Here is a 15,631-nt window from a genome sequence, read left to right as displayed (position 1 = left end):
GACTAATGCCAGGGAGCGGCCTGGTAGTCGATGTGGCGCGTTTCGCGATCGATGTCGTCGATGGCCGCGACGTCTTCGTCGTCGAGTTCGAGGGCAAGGCTCTCGAAGTTGTCCCGGATGTGTGTCTCGCTGGTAGCCTTCGGGATCGGATAGGCCCCCTTCTCGCGCACCCAGGCCAGGCTGACCTGGGCCTCGCTCACGTCGTGTTTCTCGGCGATCTCCGTGATCTCGGGGACGTCGAAGACATCGCCCCGGGAAAGTGGTGAGTACGCGACGAGGTGATAGTCGTGTTCCTCAGCATGAGCGAGCAGTTCCTCCTGTTGGAGGAGGGGATGCATCTCGACCTGATTCGCGAACAGCGGCGCATCGAGGATGTCGAGTGCACGCTCGACGGTCGAAGGCTCGAAGTTGGAGACGCCGATACGCTCGGTGACACCCTCCTCATGGAGTTCCTCGAACGCCGACAGGGTCTCCTCGGGATCGTAATCGCCAGTCGGCCAGTGAACGTACAGTAGATCGACGGCCTCGACGCCGAGTCGGTCGAGGCTGTTGTGGGCCGTCTCGATCACGCCGTCGTAGCTGAGACTGGTCGACTCACCGTGGACCTTCGTCGCAAGGAAAACCTCCTCGCGGTCGACGTCCGCTCGTGCCAGCCCCTCGCCGACAGCCTCCTCGTTGCCGTATATCTCTGCCGTGTCGATATGCCGATACCCCATTTCGAGGGCTGTCGCGACACTGTCGGCACACTGCTCGGGATCCTCGTTCTGCCAGGTTCCGAGTCCGATATCGGGTAGATCCGTCATGAAAATCCCTTCGCGACCGGGACGTATGGGGGTTACTGTTTGGGGTGAGAAATCACGTCACAAGTCACAGCCGTGGCGAACTGCCGTCTCGGCAGATCGACGCGTGTTACTCCTCGTCGTCTATCGAAGTCCTCGCTACGCTTGGACTTCGAGACACCGCGAATCGGAGATTCGCGAGCCCAAGACGAAGACGACCCGACTCGTGTTACTCCTCGTCGTCGTCTTCGTCTTGGACCTCTTCGAAGTCGGCGTCGACGTACTCCTCGCCGGCTTCGTCGCCAGCGCCGCCCGGCCCACCGGCGGGACCGGCACCGCCTGCGGGACCGGCACCGCCCATGCCGCCCATGCCGCCGGCACCTGCACCGGCCGCACCAGCGCCTGCAGCACCTTCAGCGCCAGCCTGGTCGTACATTTGTTTGCCGATCTCCTGGAGGGCTTCGGTCAGGCTCTCGGTCGCTTCTTCGTAGTCTTCCGTGGTGGCGTCGTCGTCCTCGAGGACTTCCTCTATGGCCTCGATCTCGGACTCGATGTCCTCACGGAGGTCGTCGTCGACGGCATCCTCGTTTTCCTCCAGCAGCGTTTCAGCGCGTTGGATGGCACTCTCGGCTTCGTTGCGCGCCTCGATACGCTCGCGGCGCTGCTGGTCCTCTTCGGCGTGTTCCTCGGCTTCCTGCTGCATCTCCTCGATCTCCTCGTCGCTCAGGCCGACGCCACCCTCGATGGTGATCTCCTCGGAGTTACCCGAGCCCTGGTCCTCGGCGCTGACGTTGACGATGCCGTTCTCGTCGATCGAGAAGGTGACCTCGATCTGGGGCGTCCCGGCCGGAGCCGGCGGGATGCCCTGGAGCATGAAGGCTCCCAGCAGTTCGTTCTCCTCGGCGATCTCGCGTTCGCCCTGGAAGACGCGGATCTGGACCGACGTCTGATTGGCCGCGGCGGTCGTGAAGATCTTCGATTCCTCGGTCGGGATCGTCGTGTTTTTCTCGATGAGTCGCTCGAAGAGGCCGCCCTTGACCTCGACACCGAGGCTGAGGGGCGTCACGTCGAGCAGGACGATGTCGTCGACGTCGCCCGAGAGGACGCCACCCTGGATGGCCGCGCCCAGCGCGACGGCCTCGTCGGGATTGACGTTCTTCTTCGGTTCCTGGCCGGTGAGTTCCTCGACCTTCTCCTGAACCTGGGGCATGCGGGTCGACCCGCCCACGAGCAGCACCTCGTCGATGTCGGACTTCGAGTAGTCGGCGTCCTCAAGGGCCTGCTCGGTCGGCTCGACGGTGCGCTCGATCAGGTCACTCGTCAGGCTCTCGAACTTCGCGCGGGTGATGTCCGTCTCCAGGTGGACCGGACCGTCGTCAGTAGAGGTGATAAATGGCAGGTTGATCTCGGTCTCCTTCCGGGAGGAGAGTTCGACCTTGGCTTCCTCGGCCGCGTCTTTCAGCCGCTGGAGCGCCTGGCGATCCTCTCGCAGGTCGATGCCATGCTCGTCTTCGAAGTCCTCGGCGAGCCAGTCGATGATCGCCCGGTCCCAGTCGTCGCCACCGAGATCGTTGTCACCGTTGGTTGCGACGACTTCGTAGACGCCGCCACCGAGGTCGAGAATCGAGACGTCGAACGTCCCGCCACCGAGGTCGTAGACGAGGACCGTCTGGTCTGACTCGTCGTCGAGGCCGTAGGCCATCGAGGCCGCCGTCGGCTCGTTGACGATGCGCTCGACTTCGAAGCCGGCGATCTCGCCGGCGTCCTTCGTGGCCTGGCGCTGGCGGTCGTTGAAGTACGCCGGCACCGTGATGACGGCCTTTTCGATCTCGTCGCCCAGATACTCCTCGGCGTCGCGTTTGATCTTCTGGAGGATCATCGCCGAGACCTGCTCGGGCGTGTACTCCTCGCCGTCGAGGGAAACGGTGTAGTCCTCCTCGCCCATGTGGCGTTTGATCGACTGAATCGTCTCGTCAGGGTTCTTGACGGCCTGGTTTTTCGCCGGCTTGCCGACGAGTTGCTCGCCGTCGTCGAACGCCACGACCGAGGGCGTGGTTCGTTCGCCCTCGCTGTTGACGATGATCTCCGGGTCGCCACCCTCCATGACCGCGAACGCCGAGTTGGTCGTTCCAAGGTCGATACCGAGAATCTTGTTGCTCGCCATGTTGTGTCTACGTACCGGCTTGTCCCGGTTAAACATTACTAGATAGCGCGAACGAACGGCTCAGACGGATCGCGTTACGTCCTGCGGTTTTGCTGTCGGATAATGGACGCAGTCGAGGGCTTTATATTGAAGTAGTGATCAACAGGTCTCCGGCGGCAGTCAGTTCCCGTTCGATTCGGTCTCATCCGTCATGGCGTCCGCGACAGCGGATGCCCCGTCACTGACAGCAACCTGTGCCGTCCGGATCACTTTCCCTGCCATCTCGTAGCCTGCGCGGTGAACCTCGGCGATCGTCCCCTCCGGCTGTGAACTGTCCATCCGCACCAGTACCTCGTGGCGCTCGGGATCGACCTCGTCGCCGGGCTCGGGTTCGATCGGCTCGACGTTCTCGCGATCGAGTTCGGTCTCGAACTGTCGGAGCGTCGACTCCACGCCGTCCCGGAGATCAGCGACGTCGTCCTGATCGAGCGCTCGCTGCAGATTGTCTCGGACATCGAGCAGTCGCTCGACGAGATCCTCGGTGGCCCGTTGTTTCTCGTCCTCGCGCTTCTCTTTCATCCGTTTCTTGTAGTTCTGGAAGTCAGCCTGCTTGCGCTTGAGTCGGCTCGTCAGGTCCTCTATCTCCTCGTCTTTTTGCTCGACCGTCGCTTCGAGATCGGCGAGTGCTGCCTCGAGTTGTTCGATTTCGAGTCGCTGCGCTGCGAGTTCGTCGGCGAGTTCCTCGGCGTCGGTCTCCCGGACCGTTTCGAGTTGCTCCTCGCGGAGAGCGGCGATCTGCTCGTCGGTCGCTTCCTTGCCCTCCGAACCGTCCGCCGTCACGGCTGAATCGCCGTCCTGCTCGGTCTCAGTCATATCTCATAGATGCTGGTTCGTGGATAAAAGGGTTGAGAAAGCCGAGAGACGGGGTCGGAACTCCTCACTCCAGGCATACCCTTTAGGCCAGCGCGGGCTGACCACGAGTCGTGGCTCAGGTCACCCTGGCGTACGAAGACGGGACCATCCGTATCGAGGGACTGGATGCGGAGGCAGCCAAATCCCTTCCAGACGTCGAGTCCGACGAGCGCTCGAAGACCTGGCGAGCACCCGGCTATCGATATTCGGCGGTCCGTGACGCCATCGAGGCGACGGGCGCGACAGTCGACGACGAGGTCCTCGACCGCCCCACGCTCGACCTCGATTCGACCTACGAGCTCAGGTCTTACCAGCGGGAAGCCCTCGCGGCCTGGCGCGAGGCCGACGGCCGTGGTGTCCTCGAACTCCCAACCGGAAGCGGGAAGACCGTCATCGGCATCGCCGCGATCGAAGCGCTGGGGACGCCCACGCTCGTAGTCGTCCCGACGATCGACCTGCTGGAGCAATGGCGCGGGGAGCTACAGCGGGAGTTCGACGTCCCGATCGGACAACTCGGCGGTGGTGAGCAGCGACTCGAACCCCTGACCGTCGCCACCTACGACTCGGCGTATCTCCGGGCCGACGAAATCGGCGATCGCTTCGGCCTCGTCATCTTCGACGAGGTGCATCACCTCGGTGGCCAGGGATACCGCGATATTGCCAGACTGCTCGCTGCGCCCGCACGAATGGGACTGACGGCGACCTTCGAGCGCCCGGACGGTGCCCACGAGGCCGTCGCCGAGTTGATCGGCAATGTCGTCTATCGCCTCGATCCTGATGAGCTGGCCGGCGAGCACCTCGCACCGTACGATATCAAACGCCTCGAAGTCCCGCTCACCGAGGACGAGCGGGCCGCCTACGAACGCGATCAGGAAACCTTCACTGACTACCTCGCCCGCTCGAACATCGACATGCACAGCGGCGCGGACTACCAGCAACTCGTCATCCGGTCGGGGACGGACCCGGCGGCCCGGGAAGCCCTGCTCGCCAAGGAGCGGGCCCGCTCGATCGTCCGGACGGCCGAGCGCAAGGTCGACGTCCTCGCGGAACTGCTCGAGCGCCACGCAGACGACCGGGTGCTCGTGTTCACCGCCTCGACGGACTTCGTCTATCGCCTCTCCGAGCGGTTCCTCCGGCCGGCGATCACCCACGAGACGGCGACCGACGAACGCACGGAAATCCTGCGAGGCTTCCGGACTGGGGTCTACTCGACGGTGATCACGGCGAACGTCCTCGACGAGGGGATCGACGTTCCCGACGCGAACGTGGCGATTCTGCTTGCTGGCAGCGGCAGCCAGCGGGAGTTCACCCAGCGGCTGGGCCGAATTCTTCGGCCGAGCGAGGACGGCGGCCGCGCGCTCCTGTACGAGGTTGTCTGTGCCGACACCACCGAGGAGCGCGTCGCGAGTCGGCGACGATAGGCGCAGTCAGTGCGATCCACCGGTGGCTTTTCGTCTCCCACCGACCGAGTTATCCCTGTGCTGAGCAAGGACCTGCTGCGCGTCTCCCGGGCTGGCGGCGGCTACCAGCCACAGTTTGTCGACGAAGAGCACCGGGACCTCGCAGCGCGGGTGATCGGCGTCTTTCAGGGCCACGTCGGCGAGCGCCGCGAGGCACTCACCGCGGCGTTGACCGACCTAGAGCGTGATAGCGACGACTTCAAACTCGTCCGCGGGTTCGCCAAACTCCTCGAGCGCGACGCCACCTTCGAGACGCGAGCACCCCTCCCGCCAGCGCGGGCACGCCGGGCGACCTTCGAGGCGGCCGAATCGGTCGGTGTGGTCACCGAGGACGAACGCGAGCAGGCACTCAGGCAGGCCGCCGATCGACTCGGAAGCGACCGCGACGCCGTCGCGTCGTCGCTGTACGCCGATCTCGAGGCGCGGCAGATTCTCGCAGCAATCGACCGGGGATGGACGCCGACAGCGCTGCTCGAACAGTACAATCTCTCGCTGGCGGGGACGGCGCTGTTCGACGCGACGGCAGTCCGGATCCGCTCGTCGGATCCGACGGCGCTTGTCAGCGCTGTCAAACGCTTCGGACTTCTCTACGAGGTCGAACGGACGGGCGACGGGACGCGAGAGCTCCACGTGACAGGGCCCGACGCCTTGTTCGAGTCGACACGACGGTACGGCACTCAGTTCGCCCGACTCCTGCGGAGCGTGGCCAAAACTGCGGAGTGGCGACTCGAGGCGACGATCGACGACGACGGTCGCGAGCGAACGATGACGCTCACCGACGCCGACGTCTCGGTCCCCGACGTCGAGCCGGTCGTCGAGCCGACCTACGACAGCGACGTCGAGGCCGACTTCGCGACCCGCTTCGCGTCGCTCGATCTGCCGTGGGAACTGGTCCGCGAACCCGAACCCCTCGAAGCCGGCGCGAGCGTCGCCATCCCGGACTTCGCGTTCGAGTACCGCCACGGCGACTTTCGGGTGTTCTTCGAGATCATGGGCTTTTGGACGCCGGAATACGTCGAGAAGAAGCTTGCTCAGTTCGACGCGATCGAGGGCGTCGAATTGCTCGTCGCCTACGACGAGAGTCTCGGCGTCGGCGAGGCGATCGAGGCGCGTGATCACCGGGCGATCTCTTACACAGGTTCGGTCCGGGTGAAGGACATCCGGGACGCACTCCGGCGCTACGAGGCCGACCTCGTCGCCGCAAATGCGGCCGACCTGCCGGCGGAACTCGAACCCGAGGCCGACGTGCTCACGCTCGCAGAACTGGCCGAGACTCACGGGGTAAGCGAGGACGCCGTCGAGACGGTCGACTTTCCCGCCCACGAGCGGGTCGGCCGGACGCTGGTCCGGCCATCGGTTCTTGCTGATCTGGCTCAGCGGATCGAACCCGGGATGACGCTTGCCGAGGCCGAGGAAGTCCTCGACGAGTACGGAATCGACGACGCCAGCGCCGCGCTCTCCCGGCTAGGCTATCGCGTCGAATGGGAGGGGTTGGGTGGCGGCGTGATCCGCAAGCGGCAATCCGAGTGACAGCTACAACTCGCGTCGCCGGCCCTTGGGAACCTGCGACCGGAGTTCGCCGTGGACATATAGCCCGACGCCGAGCGGTTCGCGCTCGCCGGCAAGGTCGTGGGTCACGATCAGGTAGCCCCAGTCGCCGTCCCATTCGATCTCCTGATCATCGCCCGCAAGGAACGTCCGGGCCTGCTCGCGTGAGAGGTGAATGACGCAGGTCTCGGCGTGATGTCCAAAGCGCTGAACGGCTTCGAGCGTCGGCTTCCAGTGTTCCTGGCGTGTCCGGAGAAACGTCATGCCCAGCGCTTCGATGTGGACCGGTGACGGGAGATCGCCGGCGAAGACCCAGATCTTGCCCGACCCGCGCTCCCAGAACGTATGCTCGTCGAATGTCTCGGTCGGGACGCCGAAGCGATCCTGCCAGTAGTCGAGAACGTCACTGCGGGTCGGTCGCCCTCGGACTTCCCGCTCGGCTTCCGTCGCCGGCAACCGGTCGAATCGATCACCGTCGTTCTCACCGTGTTCGACGTCGCTCGATTCGCTCCCGTCGGTCATGCGGGCACCTCCAGTTTCGCGACGAAAAAGCCACCCGTGTCGTTGAGATGGGGATAGACCCGGTGAGCCTTCTCGACGCTCGTATCGAAGGTTTCGCCGTCCCAGTCGGTCACGCCAGGGCGACTGTCCAGCGGGAGGTCGACCGAGACGAGCCGGGCTGACGTCTCTTCGAGGGCGAAATCGAGGACAGCCTCGTTCTCTTCGGGGGCGAACGTACACGTCGAGTAGACGACGGTCCCGCCGGGCCGAGTTACCTCGATAGCGCGCCGGAGGATCCCCTTTTGAGCGCCGGCGATGCCGGTGACGTGATCGAGCGACCACTCCTCGAGAGTGTCCGGATTCTTCCGGATCGTCCCCTCGCACGAACAGGGTGCGTCGACGAGTGCGTGGTCGTAGTGCTCGCCGTCGAACGGTTTCAGCGAGTGGTTACGGGCGTCCTCGTTGGTGACCGCGAGGTTGGTGACCCCGAGGCGTTCGGCGTTCGAGCGGAGTGCCGAGAGTCGGCCGAGATTGTTGTCGGTCGCCACGATTTGACCCTCGTCGTCCATCAGCGCAGCGAGTTGGGTCGTCTTGCTGCCCGGCGCGGCCGTGGCGTCCCAGACGCGATCACCCGGGTCGGGTTCGAGCACGACCGGCGGCAGTGCCGAGACTTCCTCCTGACCGTGGAGCCACCCCTGGACATACGGCCAGTTCGATCCGGGACTGGCGTCGGGCAACTGGAGGATCCCGTCGTGCCACTTGACCTCCTCGTAGGCAATCCCCTCGGCCTGGAGAGCTTCTTTCGCCCGTTCGACGGTCGTCTTGAGCGTATTCACGCGGACGACCGACGGGAGCGGGCGGCGACAGGCAGCACGGAACGCGGACCAGTCCTCGACGAGCGACTCGTAGCGCTGCAACACGTCCATAGACAGGATTGAGCGGGCGCTCGTTTGTCGGTTTCGACCGACAGGTGCACGCCTCGGTCGTACTACTGGCTGCCGGCACGTTTTTTGGACACAAGTGTGAAGAGTTCTCATGGCACAGATTTCGGTTCACCAGCCGGAGGTTGCCCTGTCGGAACCGACGCTCGTCGAAGGACTGCCGGGCGTCGGACTGGTCGGGAAGATCGCCGCCGACCATTTGATCGAGACGTTTGACATGATGCATTACGCGACCTGCCATTGTGAGGGGCTGCCGGAGGTCGCTATCTACCACGAAAATGAGACGGCACTTACGGGACCGGTCCGGCTGTACGCCGATCCGGGGCACGATCTGCTCGTGCTTCAGAGCGACGTCCCGGTTTCGCCGACGGCCGCCGAGGCGTTCGCGGGGTGTCTCACCGGCTGGATTGGTGAGGTGGACGCGCTTCCGATCTACCTCAGCGGGCGGCCCACGGACCCAGACGACGAACGGGCGACCTACGGCGTCGCGACGGGGGCGGCAAAGACGATGCTGTCGGACCACGACATCGACCCGCCCGACGAACGGGGTGCGATTAGCGGCCCGACCGGTGCGTTGCTCTATGAGGCCCACCGACAGGATATCGATGCCCTCGGGTTGATCGTCGAGGCGTCAGCCGGGTTCCCTGATCCCGCCGCGGCAACCGCGCTGATCGAAACGGCGATCGCACCCATCACCGACCTTGCCGTCGAGACGGAATCGCTGCTCGAACGCGCCGAGGAGATCCGGGCGACACGCCAGCAACTCGCCCAGCGGATGCAACAGTCCCAGGAAGCGAGTTCGAAGGCCGAACCGGTCGGCATGTACCAGTAGGCCTTTCGAGGGGCGTCCCCGCCCGAGCAGTCTCGAAGCGCTTTTCGCCGAAACACCCGACCCACTCACTAGCGCCGTGATAGACGTACTGGTAACCGGACTCGCCGGATCGATATTCGGACTGGCGCTGGCTGCGCCGCCGGGGCCGATGAACGCCGTCATCGCCGAGGAAAGCGTCGTCTCGGGCTTCCGTGCCGGGGTTACCGCCGGACTGGGTGCCTTGCTCGCCGACGCGACGTTCTTGGCGCTCTCATTGCTGGGTGTCGTCACGATTGTCCGCGAAGCGACACTCATTCAGGGGACCATGGTCGGGGTCGGGGGCGTGTTGATGTTGTACTTCGCGTTCGACGCCGCGGGTGAGCTCGATCAAACGTTTACCACGTTCGAGAAAGGCGAGTCTGAAGCGGGAAGCGACAGCGACAATCGATCGAACGCACGTGGCTTTCGTCGAGCGTTCGTGCTTGCACTCACGAATCCCTATCAGATCATCTTCTGGTTGACCGTCGGCGTTGGCCTCCTCACGCCCGGAACGGTCGATGTCCTCGCCCAGACGCCCTACGTCGGCGGACAGCTTACGGGCCTGCTCGTGGTCCGAACCGGCGAGCCGACGCTGCTGGTCGGCCTCTTTGCTGGGATCGCCGTCTGGATCGTCGGCTTCCCGGCGACACTCGTCAGTGCCGGGAAACGGATCGACCGCTTCGCGCCGGCGGTGGCGGGCCTCAGCGCTGTTTTCCTGGCCGGCTTCGGCGTGTTCTTCCTGTTCGACGCGCTATCGACGTTTGGCGTCCTCGGCTGACGCTGTGCAGTGATCCGACTGTCGCTCACCTCACCGGAGTCTGTCAGGCCTCGTCCGCCCCGGCGTCGACAGCGGCGATCTCCTCTTCGAGCCACTCTTTGAACCACCGGACCCGCTTGAGCCGGCGGTGGAGGTAACTCTCGGCGGTATCGCTTTCGATGCGCTCGCGGGCGTCCTTGCCTCGCTCAGTGACGCGTTCGACCATCTCGGGGGCGTCGACGTGCGATCGGGATTCATAGCCCATGCGTAACAACAAAAGCGCCGTCCCGTTGGCACCGACCTTGTCCAGGACATCGGCCTCGATAAGACACCGGGTCTCCAGCGGTAGGTCCGTGAGGTCGCCCTGATAGGAGTGATCCTGGATAGCAGCGACGACCTGGTCGACGAACGACTGGGGATAGTCGCTGTGCGTGTTCAGGAACTCCTTGGCGATGCGTGCGCCGGCCGCAGCGTGTTCGTCCTGTTCCGCTTCGAGTTTGGCCACGTCGTGAAACAGGGCGGCCACTCGCGTGACCTGCACGTCAGCACCTTCCTCGCGGGCAATGTCCGTGGCCAGGTCAACCACATTGAGAATGTGGTTGAACCGGTACTCCGCTGAGTGCCAGGGGTACCACCGCATCCGGCCGCCCGCCTGTTCGTTCTCGACGCTGGCTTCGAGATAGTCATGGACGAACTGCTTCATCTCCTCGAATTCCCCCTCGGAGACTGGCGACTCCCGGATTTCAACACCCACAGAACCACCTCCGGATAATACGTGTTTCGGTCATCTTGCCTAAAAAGAAGCGGCTTTAACTCTTTAGCGTTACGACACCGACAGGACTGATTGACCGGCCACCGGGACGACAATCTGCGACGGGCATCAGTGCGTTCTCGGTCGCCCGTCCGCGTCCGGAACCAGTCACGTTTCGGTATTGTGTTGCTCCCCGGGCGGCCGACACCAGCCCCAAAGGTTGCAGTCGCCGGTTGGCTTAAGTTGACACGCACCACAATCATGTGCATGAACATTCGGACTGCCACCAAAGCGGATACGCCAGCGATCCGTGACGTCGCCAGGCGATCGCTCCAGGCGTCATACACACTCAGCCCACAGACGATCACCACCGGGATCGAGGAATGGTACAGTGAATCACAGCTCGAAGAGAGCCTCGAATCGGGAGACCGAATTTTGCTGGTGGCAGAGCGTGACGATCAGGTCGTGGCGTTTTCCGAGAGTACGCTGACGGCCGGTCGCCCCTGGGTGGTCGACGAAAGTGACCATGGACGGGACGCGATGTTGCTGTGGCTCCACGTCGATCCGGATTACCGCGGCGAGGGGATCGCGAGCACCCTCTTTGACGACACGATCGATCGCCTTCGAACCGAGGGTGCGATGGCGATCCAGGGCCGCGTGCTGGCGAACAACCAGGACGGAACGGGCTTTTTCGAATCCAAGGGGTTCGAACGAGTGGGCCGCACCGAGATCGAAATCGGCGGTCGGAATCAGATCGAATACCGCTACATCGCCGAGCAGACCGGTCTCGAACCGCTGGAATCCGGCGGGGAAACAGTCTACGTCGATCACGACGAGTCCGAACGGGGTTCGACTGCGCCGTTTCACATCGTCTACGCCGACGACGATCGCCAGCACCGCTTTGGCTACTACTGTGACAACTGTGGCGAACTCGCGAATGCGATGGATGCGATGGGGCGCATCGAGTGTAACTCCTGTGGGAACCGGCGCAAGCCGACCCGATGGGACGCGGCCTACCTGTAATTCAGGGCACGACGCGCTCTGATTGGTCCGATGAGTATGCGTCGTTGTTCTCCTCGCCACGGTGGGCCCGATAGCGCCGAACCATCATCACTGCCACTCCGCCGAGTCCAAGCACCGCAACGACAAGCTGGATCAATCCGCCGACGAGCGGGATGCGGACGAGCAATGCTATGAGAATAAAGCCCGCAAGCAGTGCAAGCCAGCGATTATCGGTCTCGAATTGCGCCAGCACGAACGTCCCGATCGCATACCGGCCGTAGAGTGACCCGACCCAGAGCCCGATCAGGTAGACGAACAACCCGATCAGCGCCAGCGGGATGCCCACCAGCGTGAGAACGAGAACGAGCAGTCCGACGGGGATCCCGACCACCGCCAGCACGCCGGCCCCACCGGTCCGAAGCGGATCGTCCGTCGCGGCCGATGCGACCGACCTCGAAAATTCCGGGAACAGGCCCAGGAGAACCACTGCCCCCAGCAGTCCGACCATAAAGGCGTACGCACTGATGATCCACCCCGGGATCGAGACATCGAGCGGCGAGTCGAATCCGAGATCGGCGTCCGCCGAAACAGTCCCCGCGATCGACGCACCCGAGGCACGATCGAGGCTCCCGTCGTATGTGAACTCGCCGTTGATGACCGCTGTCTCGGTCACGGTGATCGTCTCGGCGCCGACCTGCACGTCGTCGGTGATGGTGCCTGCGATAACCACGTCACCGCCAGCCCCCTGGAGTGAGCCCTCGATCGTCGCGTTGGGACCGATGACGACCGAACCGGCTGTCACGGACACGTCACCGGTGACGGTTCCGCCGATCCTGACGCTTCCCCCGACTGCCTGGACGTTTCCCTCGACCGTGCCGTCGATGACGACCGAGCCAGCGAACACGGTGAGGTCACCGTCGACGGTTTCGTCTGCTCCCACGACGACTGAACCACCCGTCCTGGTTTCCGCCAGCGCAGTGCCGGGGATCGAGGCCAACAGGAGGACCACCACGACAACGGCGGTGATGGTCCGGACGTTGGATTTGAACAAAGATCGTTCGGCTGCCATTTCAGTCGGGATTCGACCCGCAGTAGCATAAACATAGGAGACGATTTGCTGAGTAAACAACTGTGTGACGGGCTATCCTGTCGGCCGACCCCGTGCTTCAAGACCGTGCCAGCCACAGTATCCACTATGCGATTCGGCATCTTGAGTACGGCAGGTATTGCCCGGACGGCCCTGATTCCGGCGAGCGAGCGAAGCGAACACGAGGTGACGGCCATCGCCTCACGTAACGTGGATCGGGCGGAGACCGTCGCCTCGGAACTGGGGATTCCGAACGCCTACGGGAACTACGACACGATGCTCGCGGACGCGCCGATCGACGCCGTCTACAACCCGCTTCCCAATGCGCTTCACGCCGAGTGGACGATGCGCGCAGCCGACGCCGGTCACGATGTCCTGTGTGAGAAACCGATCGGCGTCGACACGCAACAAGCCCGGGAGATGCACGACTACTGCGAGGCCCAAGACGTAACGCTGATGGAGGCGTTCATGTATCGATTCCATCCCCGGACCGAACGAGCGGCCGAGATCGTCAGCGAGGACCTGGCGAACGTTCGATCCGGGTCCGCGACGTTCACCTTCTCGCTTCGCGGAAATCCCGACGATATCCGACTCGATCCGGACCTCGCCGGCGGATCGCTGATGGACCTGGGCTGTTACACCGTGAGTGCGATGCGGCTGTTCCTGGGTGAACCCGAGCGAGCGTACGCGACGAGCGCGGACACACGTAACGCCGGCGTCGACAGTCAGCTGACCGGCATCTTGGAGTTCGATTCGGGCGCGACGGCCAGAATCCACTCCGGATTCGACACTCCCTTCGTCGAGTCCTATCGCGTCGAGGCCGAGAACGGCTGGCTGGAAGCCGAGAACGTCTTTGGAGCCGACCACGACCAGACGGTGTCCCTGGAATATTCGGTCGATGGCAGACACGCCGTCGAAGAATTCGATCCCGTCGACCCGTACCAGCGTGAAGTCGCGCACTTCGCCGACGCTGTTGACTCCGGGTCGGGACCGCGAATCGACAGGGAGGAGTCGATCCGGAACATGGCCGTCATCGACGCACTCTACGAGAGTGCCGACCGTGGCGAACCGGTGTCACTATCGTAGCGGCCACGATTCTCGACTGCGCCCGACAGTTCATGCTATTGACCGTCTCTTGCCGTGACCCCAATTATTATACACGAACGTTTTTATCCGAGACTCGCCTAATAGTGGATACGATGACCTCAGAGCACGTGGCTACCGGAGACGACGCCGGGGGGCGCAAGTCGGTCCTACACTGTGCCAATTGCGGGCACGACAGTCTCGTCAACGGGGACTGGGTCTTACACGAGCGCCATGGGTCACAGTCGATCTGGTACCAGTGCCCCGAGTGTGGGCATTCAGTCTCGACCCGGCCGATCGACTCGCTTGACAACTCCCGGTTCCCGTCCCCACTGTCGCCAACGGGCCAGCGAACTGCCTTCGAGTTCCCGGCTACCGATACCGGGTCAGCGCTCTGGAAAAACTTCTGGGAAAGTTACCGGGACGTCGCGACCGCATGGCTGTCGCCATGGGGGGACGACTGCGAAGCCAAAGCCGATTGAGACCGAGCGAGTCCCCATCCCGAAACGTACACGTTGATCAGCGAGCAGAACAGTCCGTTCCGAGGAAATGTGACTCTGCGGGTCACACGACCCCCTACCGTTCTTCGAGGAGTTCGAGGAACGTCGCGATCCATGCGGGATGATCCGGCCACGCCTGGCCAGTCACCAGATTGTCGTCCCGCACGACGCCGTCGACCCACGAACAACCGGCGGCTTCGACCTCCGGGCGGACTGCCGGATAGGCCGTCATTTCGTAGCCATCGAGGACGCCCGCTGCGGCGAGGATCTGGGGGCCATGACAGATCGAGGCGACTGGTTTCCCTGCCTCGAAGAAGTGCTGTACGGTCTCGATGACCACGTCGTATCCACGGAGATATTCGGGTGCCCGTCCACCGGGAACGACAAGGCCGTCATAGTCGGCCGGATCGATCTCGCTCATCGTCGCCGTCAACTCGAAATCGTGGCCGCGTTCTTCGAGATACGTCTGGTCGCCACGGAAGTCGTGGATCGCCGTCTTGATCGTCTCACCCGCCTCTTTTTCCGGGCAGACGGCGTCGACCTCGTGGCCGACTGCCTGTAGGGCCTGGAACGGGACCATGATCTCGTAGTCTTCGCCGAAGTCGCCAACGATCATCAGGAGTCGTTTGGTTGCCATTGTATGTCATGCGCTAGTGCGCAGATTCTATAATGAATGTTAGTTAAATAAACGTTCTGCGTGAACAGCGGACCAACACTCACAAACGGAACGTTGATGGGTCCCAAAAAGTCACAGGACCGAGTCATGAGCGGCTTCCAGTCAGGCGTTCTCGGGCTGTACGTCGCCGTTGTCGACAACGAGTGTGTACGTGCCCGCTTCGAGCTCGACACCGTTGATCCGTGCGATTTCCGTGTCGAGCGCAATCGACCCTTCGATCGCAGTGACGTCCTCACCGGCTTGGAGTGCTGTTGCGTTCTCATTGTCGAGCAAGAACGCGTTGAGATTCGGCCCATCGAGCACTGCTGCCGTGTACCGTATCTCTGTCGCTTCCTCGATCTCGAATTGGTCGGCGAGATGACTTCCACCCTCGATATCGGCTTCCTCATCGAGCATGGAACCGGGGGAGTCCACCTCCTCGACGACGTATCGCGTCGAGAGTGTCTCACGGCCAAGCAGTCCACACCCGCTGACAGTGGCAAGGGCACCGGTGGCTATTGCGCTCACAACCGTCCGCCGAGTCTGACTGGTTTCCACTCGCATAAGGACGGCTACGAATAAATATTATATAAAACATGGTGGAAGATGAGTCGATTCGACGACCATCGCTGCCGGGACAAAGCGTTACGGACTTCTCACCA

16 protein-coding genes are annotated in these 15,631 nt (G+C 63.3%); 7 read left to right on the top strand and 9 right to left on the bottom strand.

Annotated features, from left to right (window positions below; genetic code table 11):
• Positions 1 to 2: 2 nt before the first annotated feature.
• The 3 genes from HBNXHr_RS06190 to grpE all read right to left on the bottom strand — a co-directional run bounded on the left by HBNXHr_RS06190 (position 3) and on the right by grpE (position 3,795).
• A complete protein-coding gene (locus HBNXHr_RS06190) occupies positions 3 to 803 on the bottom strand; it encodes an aldo/keto reductase (RefSeq protein ID WP_275883566.1) in 801 nt (266 codons plus the stop codon).
• A gap of 205 nt (positions 804 to 1,008) precedes the next feature.
• Positions 1,009 to 2,943, bottom strand: a complete 1,935-nt coding sequence (dnaK, locus tag HBNXHr_RS06185) for a molecular chaperone DnaK (RefSeq protein ID WP_275883565.1) — start codon at positions 2,941 to 2,943, stop codon at positions 1,009 to 1,011.
• A 159-nt stretch (positions 2,944 to 3,102) separates the two neighbouring features.
• Positions 3,103 to 3,795: a nucleotide exchange factor GrpE gene (gene grpE / locus HBNXHr_RS06180; protein WP_275883564.1), complete on the bottom strand. Its 693-nt coding sequence runs from the start codon at positions 3,793 to 3,795 to the stop codon at positions 3,103 to 3,105.
• Positions 3,796 to 3,905: 110 nt separating this feature from the next.
• Here grpE and HBNXHr_RS06175 point away from each other — a divergent pair, with 110 nt between their 5' ends.
• The gene (locus HBNXHr_RS06175) at positions 3,906 to 5,255 is read left to right on the top strand and encodes a DEAD/DEAH box helicase family protein (protein WP_275883563.1); all 1,350 of its coding nucleotides are present in this window, start codon (positions 3,906 to 3,908) and stop codon (positions 5,253 to 5,255) included.
• A gap of 57 nt (positions 5,256 to 5,312) precedes the next feature.
• Positions 5,313 to 6,824: a DUF790 family protein gene (locus tag HBNXHr_RS06170; protein WP_275883562.1), complete on the top strand. Its 1,512-nt coding sequence runs from the start codon at positions 5,313 to 5,315 to the stop codon at positions 6,822 to 6,824.
• Positions 6,825 to 6,827: 3 nt separating this feature from the next.
• Here the strand turns inward: HBNXHr_RS06170 and HBNXHr_RS06165 are convergent, their stop codons facing one another.
• The gene (locus HBNXHr_RS06165) at positions 6,828 to 7,364 is read right to left on the bottom strand and encodes a hypothetical protein (RefSeq protein ID WP_275883561.1); all 537 of its coding nucleotides are present in this window, start codon (positions 7,362 to 7,364) and stop codon (positions 6,828 to 6,830) included.
• Entirely contained in the window at positions 7,361 to 8,269 is a 909-nt protein-coding gene (locus HBNXHr_RS06160) for an RsmB/NOP family class I SAM-dependent RNA methyltransferase (protein ID WP_275883560.1), read from the bottom strand. The genes HBNXHr_RS06165 and HBNXHr_RS06160 overlap by 4 nt, the downstream gene beginning before the upstream one ends.
• A 109-nt stretch (positions 8,270 to 8,378) precedes the next feature.
• Between HBNXHr_RS06160 and HBNXHr_RS06155 the strand changes: the two genes are divergently transcribed.
• Both HBNXHr_RS06155 and HBNXHr_RS06150 read left to right on the top strand, forming a co-directional pair.
• Positions 8,379 to 9,116 carry a PAC2 family protein gene (locus tag HBNXHr_RS06155; protein WP_275883559.1) on the top strand — a complete coding sequence of 246 codons (738 nt, stop codon included), beginning with the start codon at positions 8,379 to 8,381 and terminating at the stop codon, positions 9,114 to 9,116.
• 76 nt (positions 9,117 to 9,192) lie between these two features.
• Positions 9,193 to 9,912 (top strand): LysE family translocator, encoded by a 720-nt coding sequence (locus HBNXHr_RS06150; RefSeq protein ID WP_275883558.1) that lies wholly within the window; start codon positions 9,193 to 9,195, stop codon positions 9,910 to 9,912.
• 43 nt (positions 9,913 to 9,955) lie between these two features.
• Here the strand turns inward: HBNXHr_RS06150 and HBNXHr_RS06145 are convergent, their stop codons facing one another.
• Positions 9,956 to 10,645 carry an HD domain-containing protein gene (locus HBNXHr_RS06145; protein WP_275740434.1) on the bottom strand — a complete coding sequence of 230 codons (690 nt, stop codon included), beginning with the start codon at positions 10,643 to 10,645 and terminating at the stop codon, positions 9,956 to 9,958.
• Positions 10,646 to 10,909: 264 nt separating this feature from the next.
• Here HBNXHr_RS06145 and HBNXHr_RS06140 point away from each other — a divergent pair, with 264 nt between their 5' ends.
• Positions 10,910 to 11,665, top strand: coding sequence for a GNAT family N-acetyltransferase (locus tag HBNXHr_RS06140; RefSeq protein ID WP_275740432.1), 756 nt, complete (start codon positions 10,910 to 10,912; stop codon positions 11,663 to 11,665).
• A 1-nt stretch (position 11,666) separates the two neighbouring features.
• Here the strand turns inward: HBNXHr_RS06140 and HBNXHr_RS06135 are convergent, their stop codons facing one another.
• Positions 11,667 to 12,713 carry a polymer-forming cytoskeletal protein gene (locus tag HBNXHr_RS06135; protein ID WP_275883557.1) on the bottom strand — a complete coding sequence of 349 codons (1,047 nt, stop codon included), beginning with the start codon at positions 12,711 to 12,713 and terminating at the stop codon, positions 11,667 to 11,669.
• Between the two features lie 126 nt (positions 12,714 to 12,839).
• Between HBNXHr_RS06135 and HBNXHr_RS06130 the strand changes: the two genes are divergently transcribed.
• Positions 12,840 to 13,817 (top strand): Gfo/Idh/MocA family oxidoreductase, encoded by a 978-nt coding sequence (locus tag HBNXHr_RS06130; RefSeq protein ID WP_275883556.1) that lies wholly within the window; start codon positions 12,840 to 12,842, stop codon positions 13,815 to 13,817.
• Positions 13,818 to 13,930: 113 nt separating this feature from the next.
• Positions 13,931 to 14,296, top strand: coding sequence for a hypothetical protein (locus HBNXHr_RS06125; RefSeq protein ID WP_275883555.1), 366 nt, complete (start codon positions 13,931 to 13,933; stop codon positions 14,294 to 14,296).
• 94 nt (positions 14,297 to 14,390) lie between these two features.
• On the opposite strand, the gene HBNXHr_RS06120 is transcribed toward HBNXHr_RS06125, so the two are convergent.
• Together HBNXHr_RS06120 and HBNXHr_RS06115 are read right to left on the bottom strand one after the other, a co-directional pair.
• A complete protein-coding gene (locus HBNXHr_RS06120) occupies positions 14,391 to 14,951 on the bottom strand; it encodes a DJ-1/PfpI family protein (protein WP_275883554.1) in 561 nt (186 codons plus the stop codon).
• Positions 14,952 to 15,092: 141 nt separating this feature from the next.
• Complete coding sequence (locus HBNXHr_RS06115; protein ID WP_275740423.1) at positions 15,093 to 15,497, bottom strand: hypothetical protein; 405 nt, start codon at positions 15,495 to 15,497, stop codon at positions 15,093 to 15,095.
• Positions 15,498 to 15,631 lie beyond the last annotated feature (134 nt).

The organism is Halorhabdus sp. BNX81, from assembly GCF_029229925.1.
Taxonomy (GTDB): Archaea; Halobacteriota; Halobacteria; order Halobacteriales; family Haloarculaceae; genus Halorhabdus.
The sequence above is the reverse complement of the archived record's forward strand: the minus strand, read 5'-3'. Positions and strand labels throughout refer to the sequence as shown.

What these genes read in the sequence shown, in the direction of transcription:
- HBNXHr_RS06135 (WP_275883557.1), bottom strand. Translation starts at nt 12,713, where the DNA reads ATGGCAGCCGAACGATCTTTGTTCAAATCCAACGTCCGGACCATCACC.
- HBNXHr_RS06120 (WP_275883554.1), bottom strand. Translation starts at nt 14,951, where the DNA reads ATGGCAACCAAACGACTCCTGATGATCGTTGGCGACTTCGGCGAAGAC.
- HBNXHr_RS06190 (WP_275883566.1), bottom strand. Translation starts at nt 803, where the DNA reads ATGACGGATCTACCCGATATCGGACTCGGAACCTGGCAGAACGAGGAT.
- HBNXHr_RS06155 (WP_275883559.1), top strand. Translation starts at nt 8,379, where the DNA reads ATGGCACAGATTTCGGTTCACCAGCCGGAGGTTGCCCTGTCGGAACCG.
- HBNXHr_RS06125 (WP_275883555.1), top strand. Translation starts at nt 13,931, where the DNA reads ATGACCTCAGAGCACGTGGCTACCGGAGACGACGCCGGGGGGCGCAAG.
- HBNXHr_RS06130 (WP_275883556.1), top strand. Translation starts at nt 12,840, where the DNA reads ATGCGATTCGGCATCTTGAGTACGGCAGGTATTGCCCGGACGGCCCTG.
- HBNXHr_RS06140 (WP_275740432.1), top strand. Translation starts at nt 10,910, where the DNA reads ATGAACATTCGGACTGCCACCAAAGCGGATACGCCAGCGATCCGTGAC.
- HBNXHr_RS06160 (WP_275883560.1), bottom strand. Translation starts at nt 8,269, where the DNA reads ATGGACGTGTTGCAGCGCTACGAGTCGCTCGTCGAGGACTGGTCCGCG.
- HBNXHr_RS06165 (WP_275883561.1), bottom strand. Translation starts at nt 7,364, where the DNA reads ATGACCGACGGGAGCGAATCGAGCGACGTCGAACACGGTGAGAACGAC.
- grpE (WP_275883564.1), bottom strand. Translation starts at nt 3,795, where the DNA reads ATGACTGAGACCGAGCAGGACGGCGATTCAGCCGTGACGGCGGACGGT.
- dnaK (WP_275883565.1), bottom strand. Translation starts at nt 2,943, where the DNA reads ATGGCGAGCAACAAGATTCTCGGTATCGACCTTGGAACGACCAACTCG.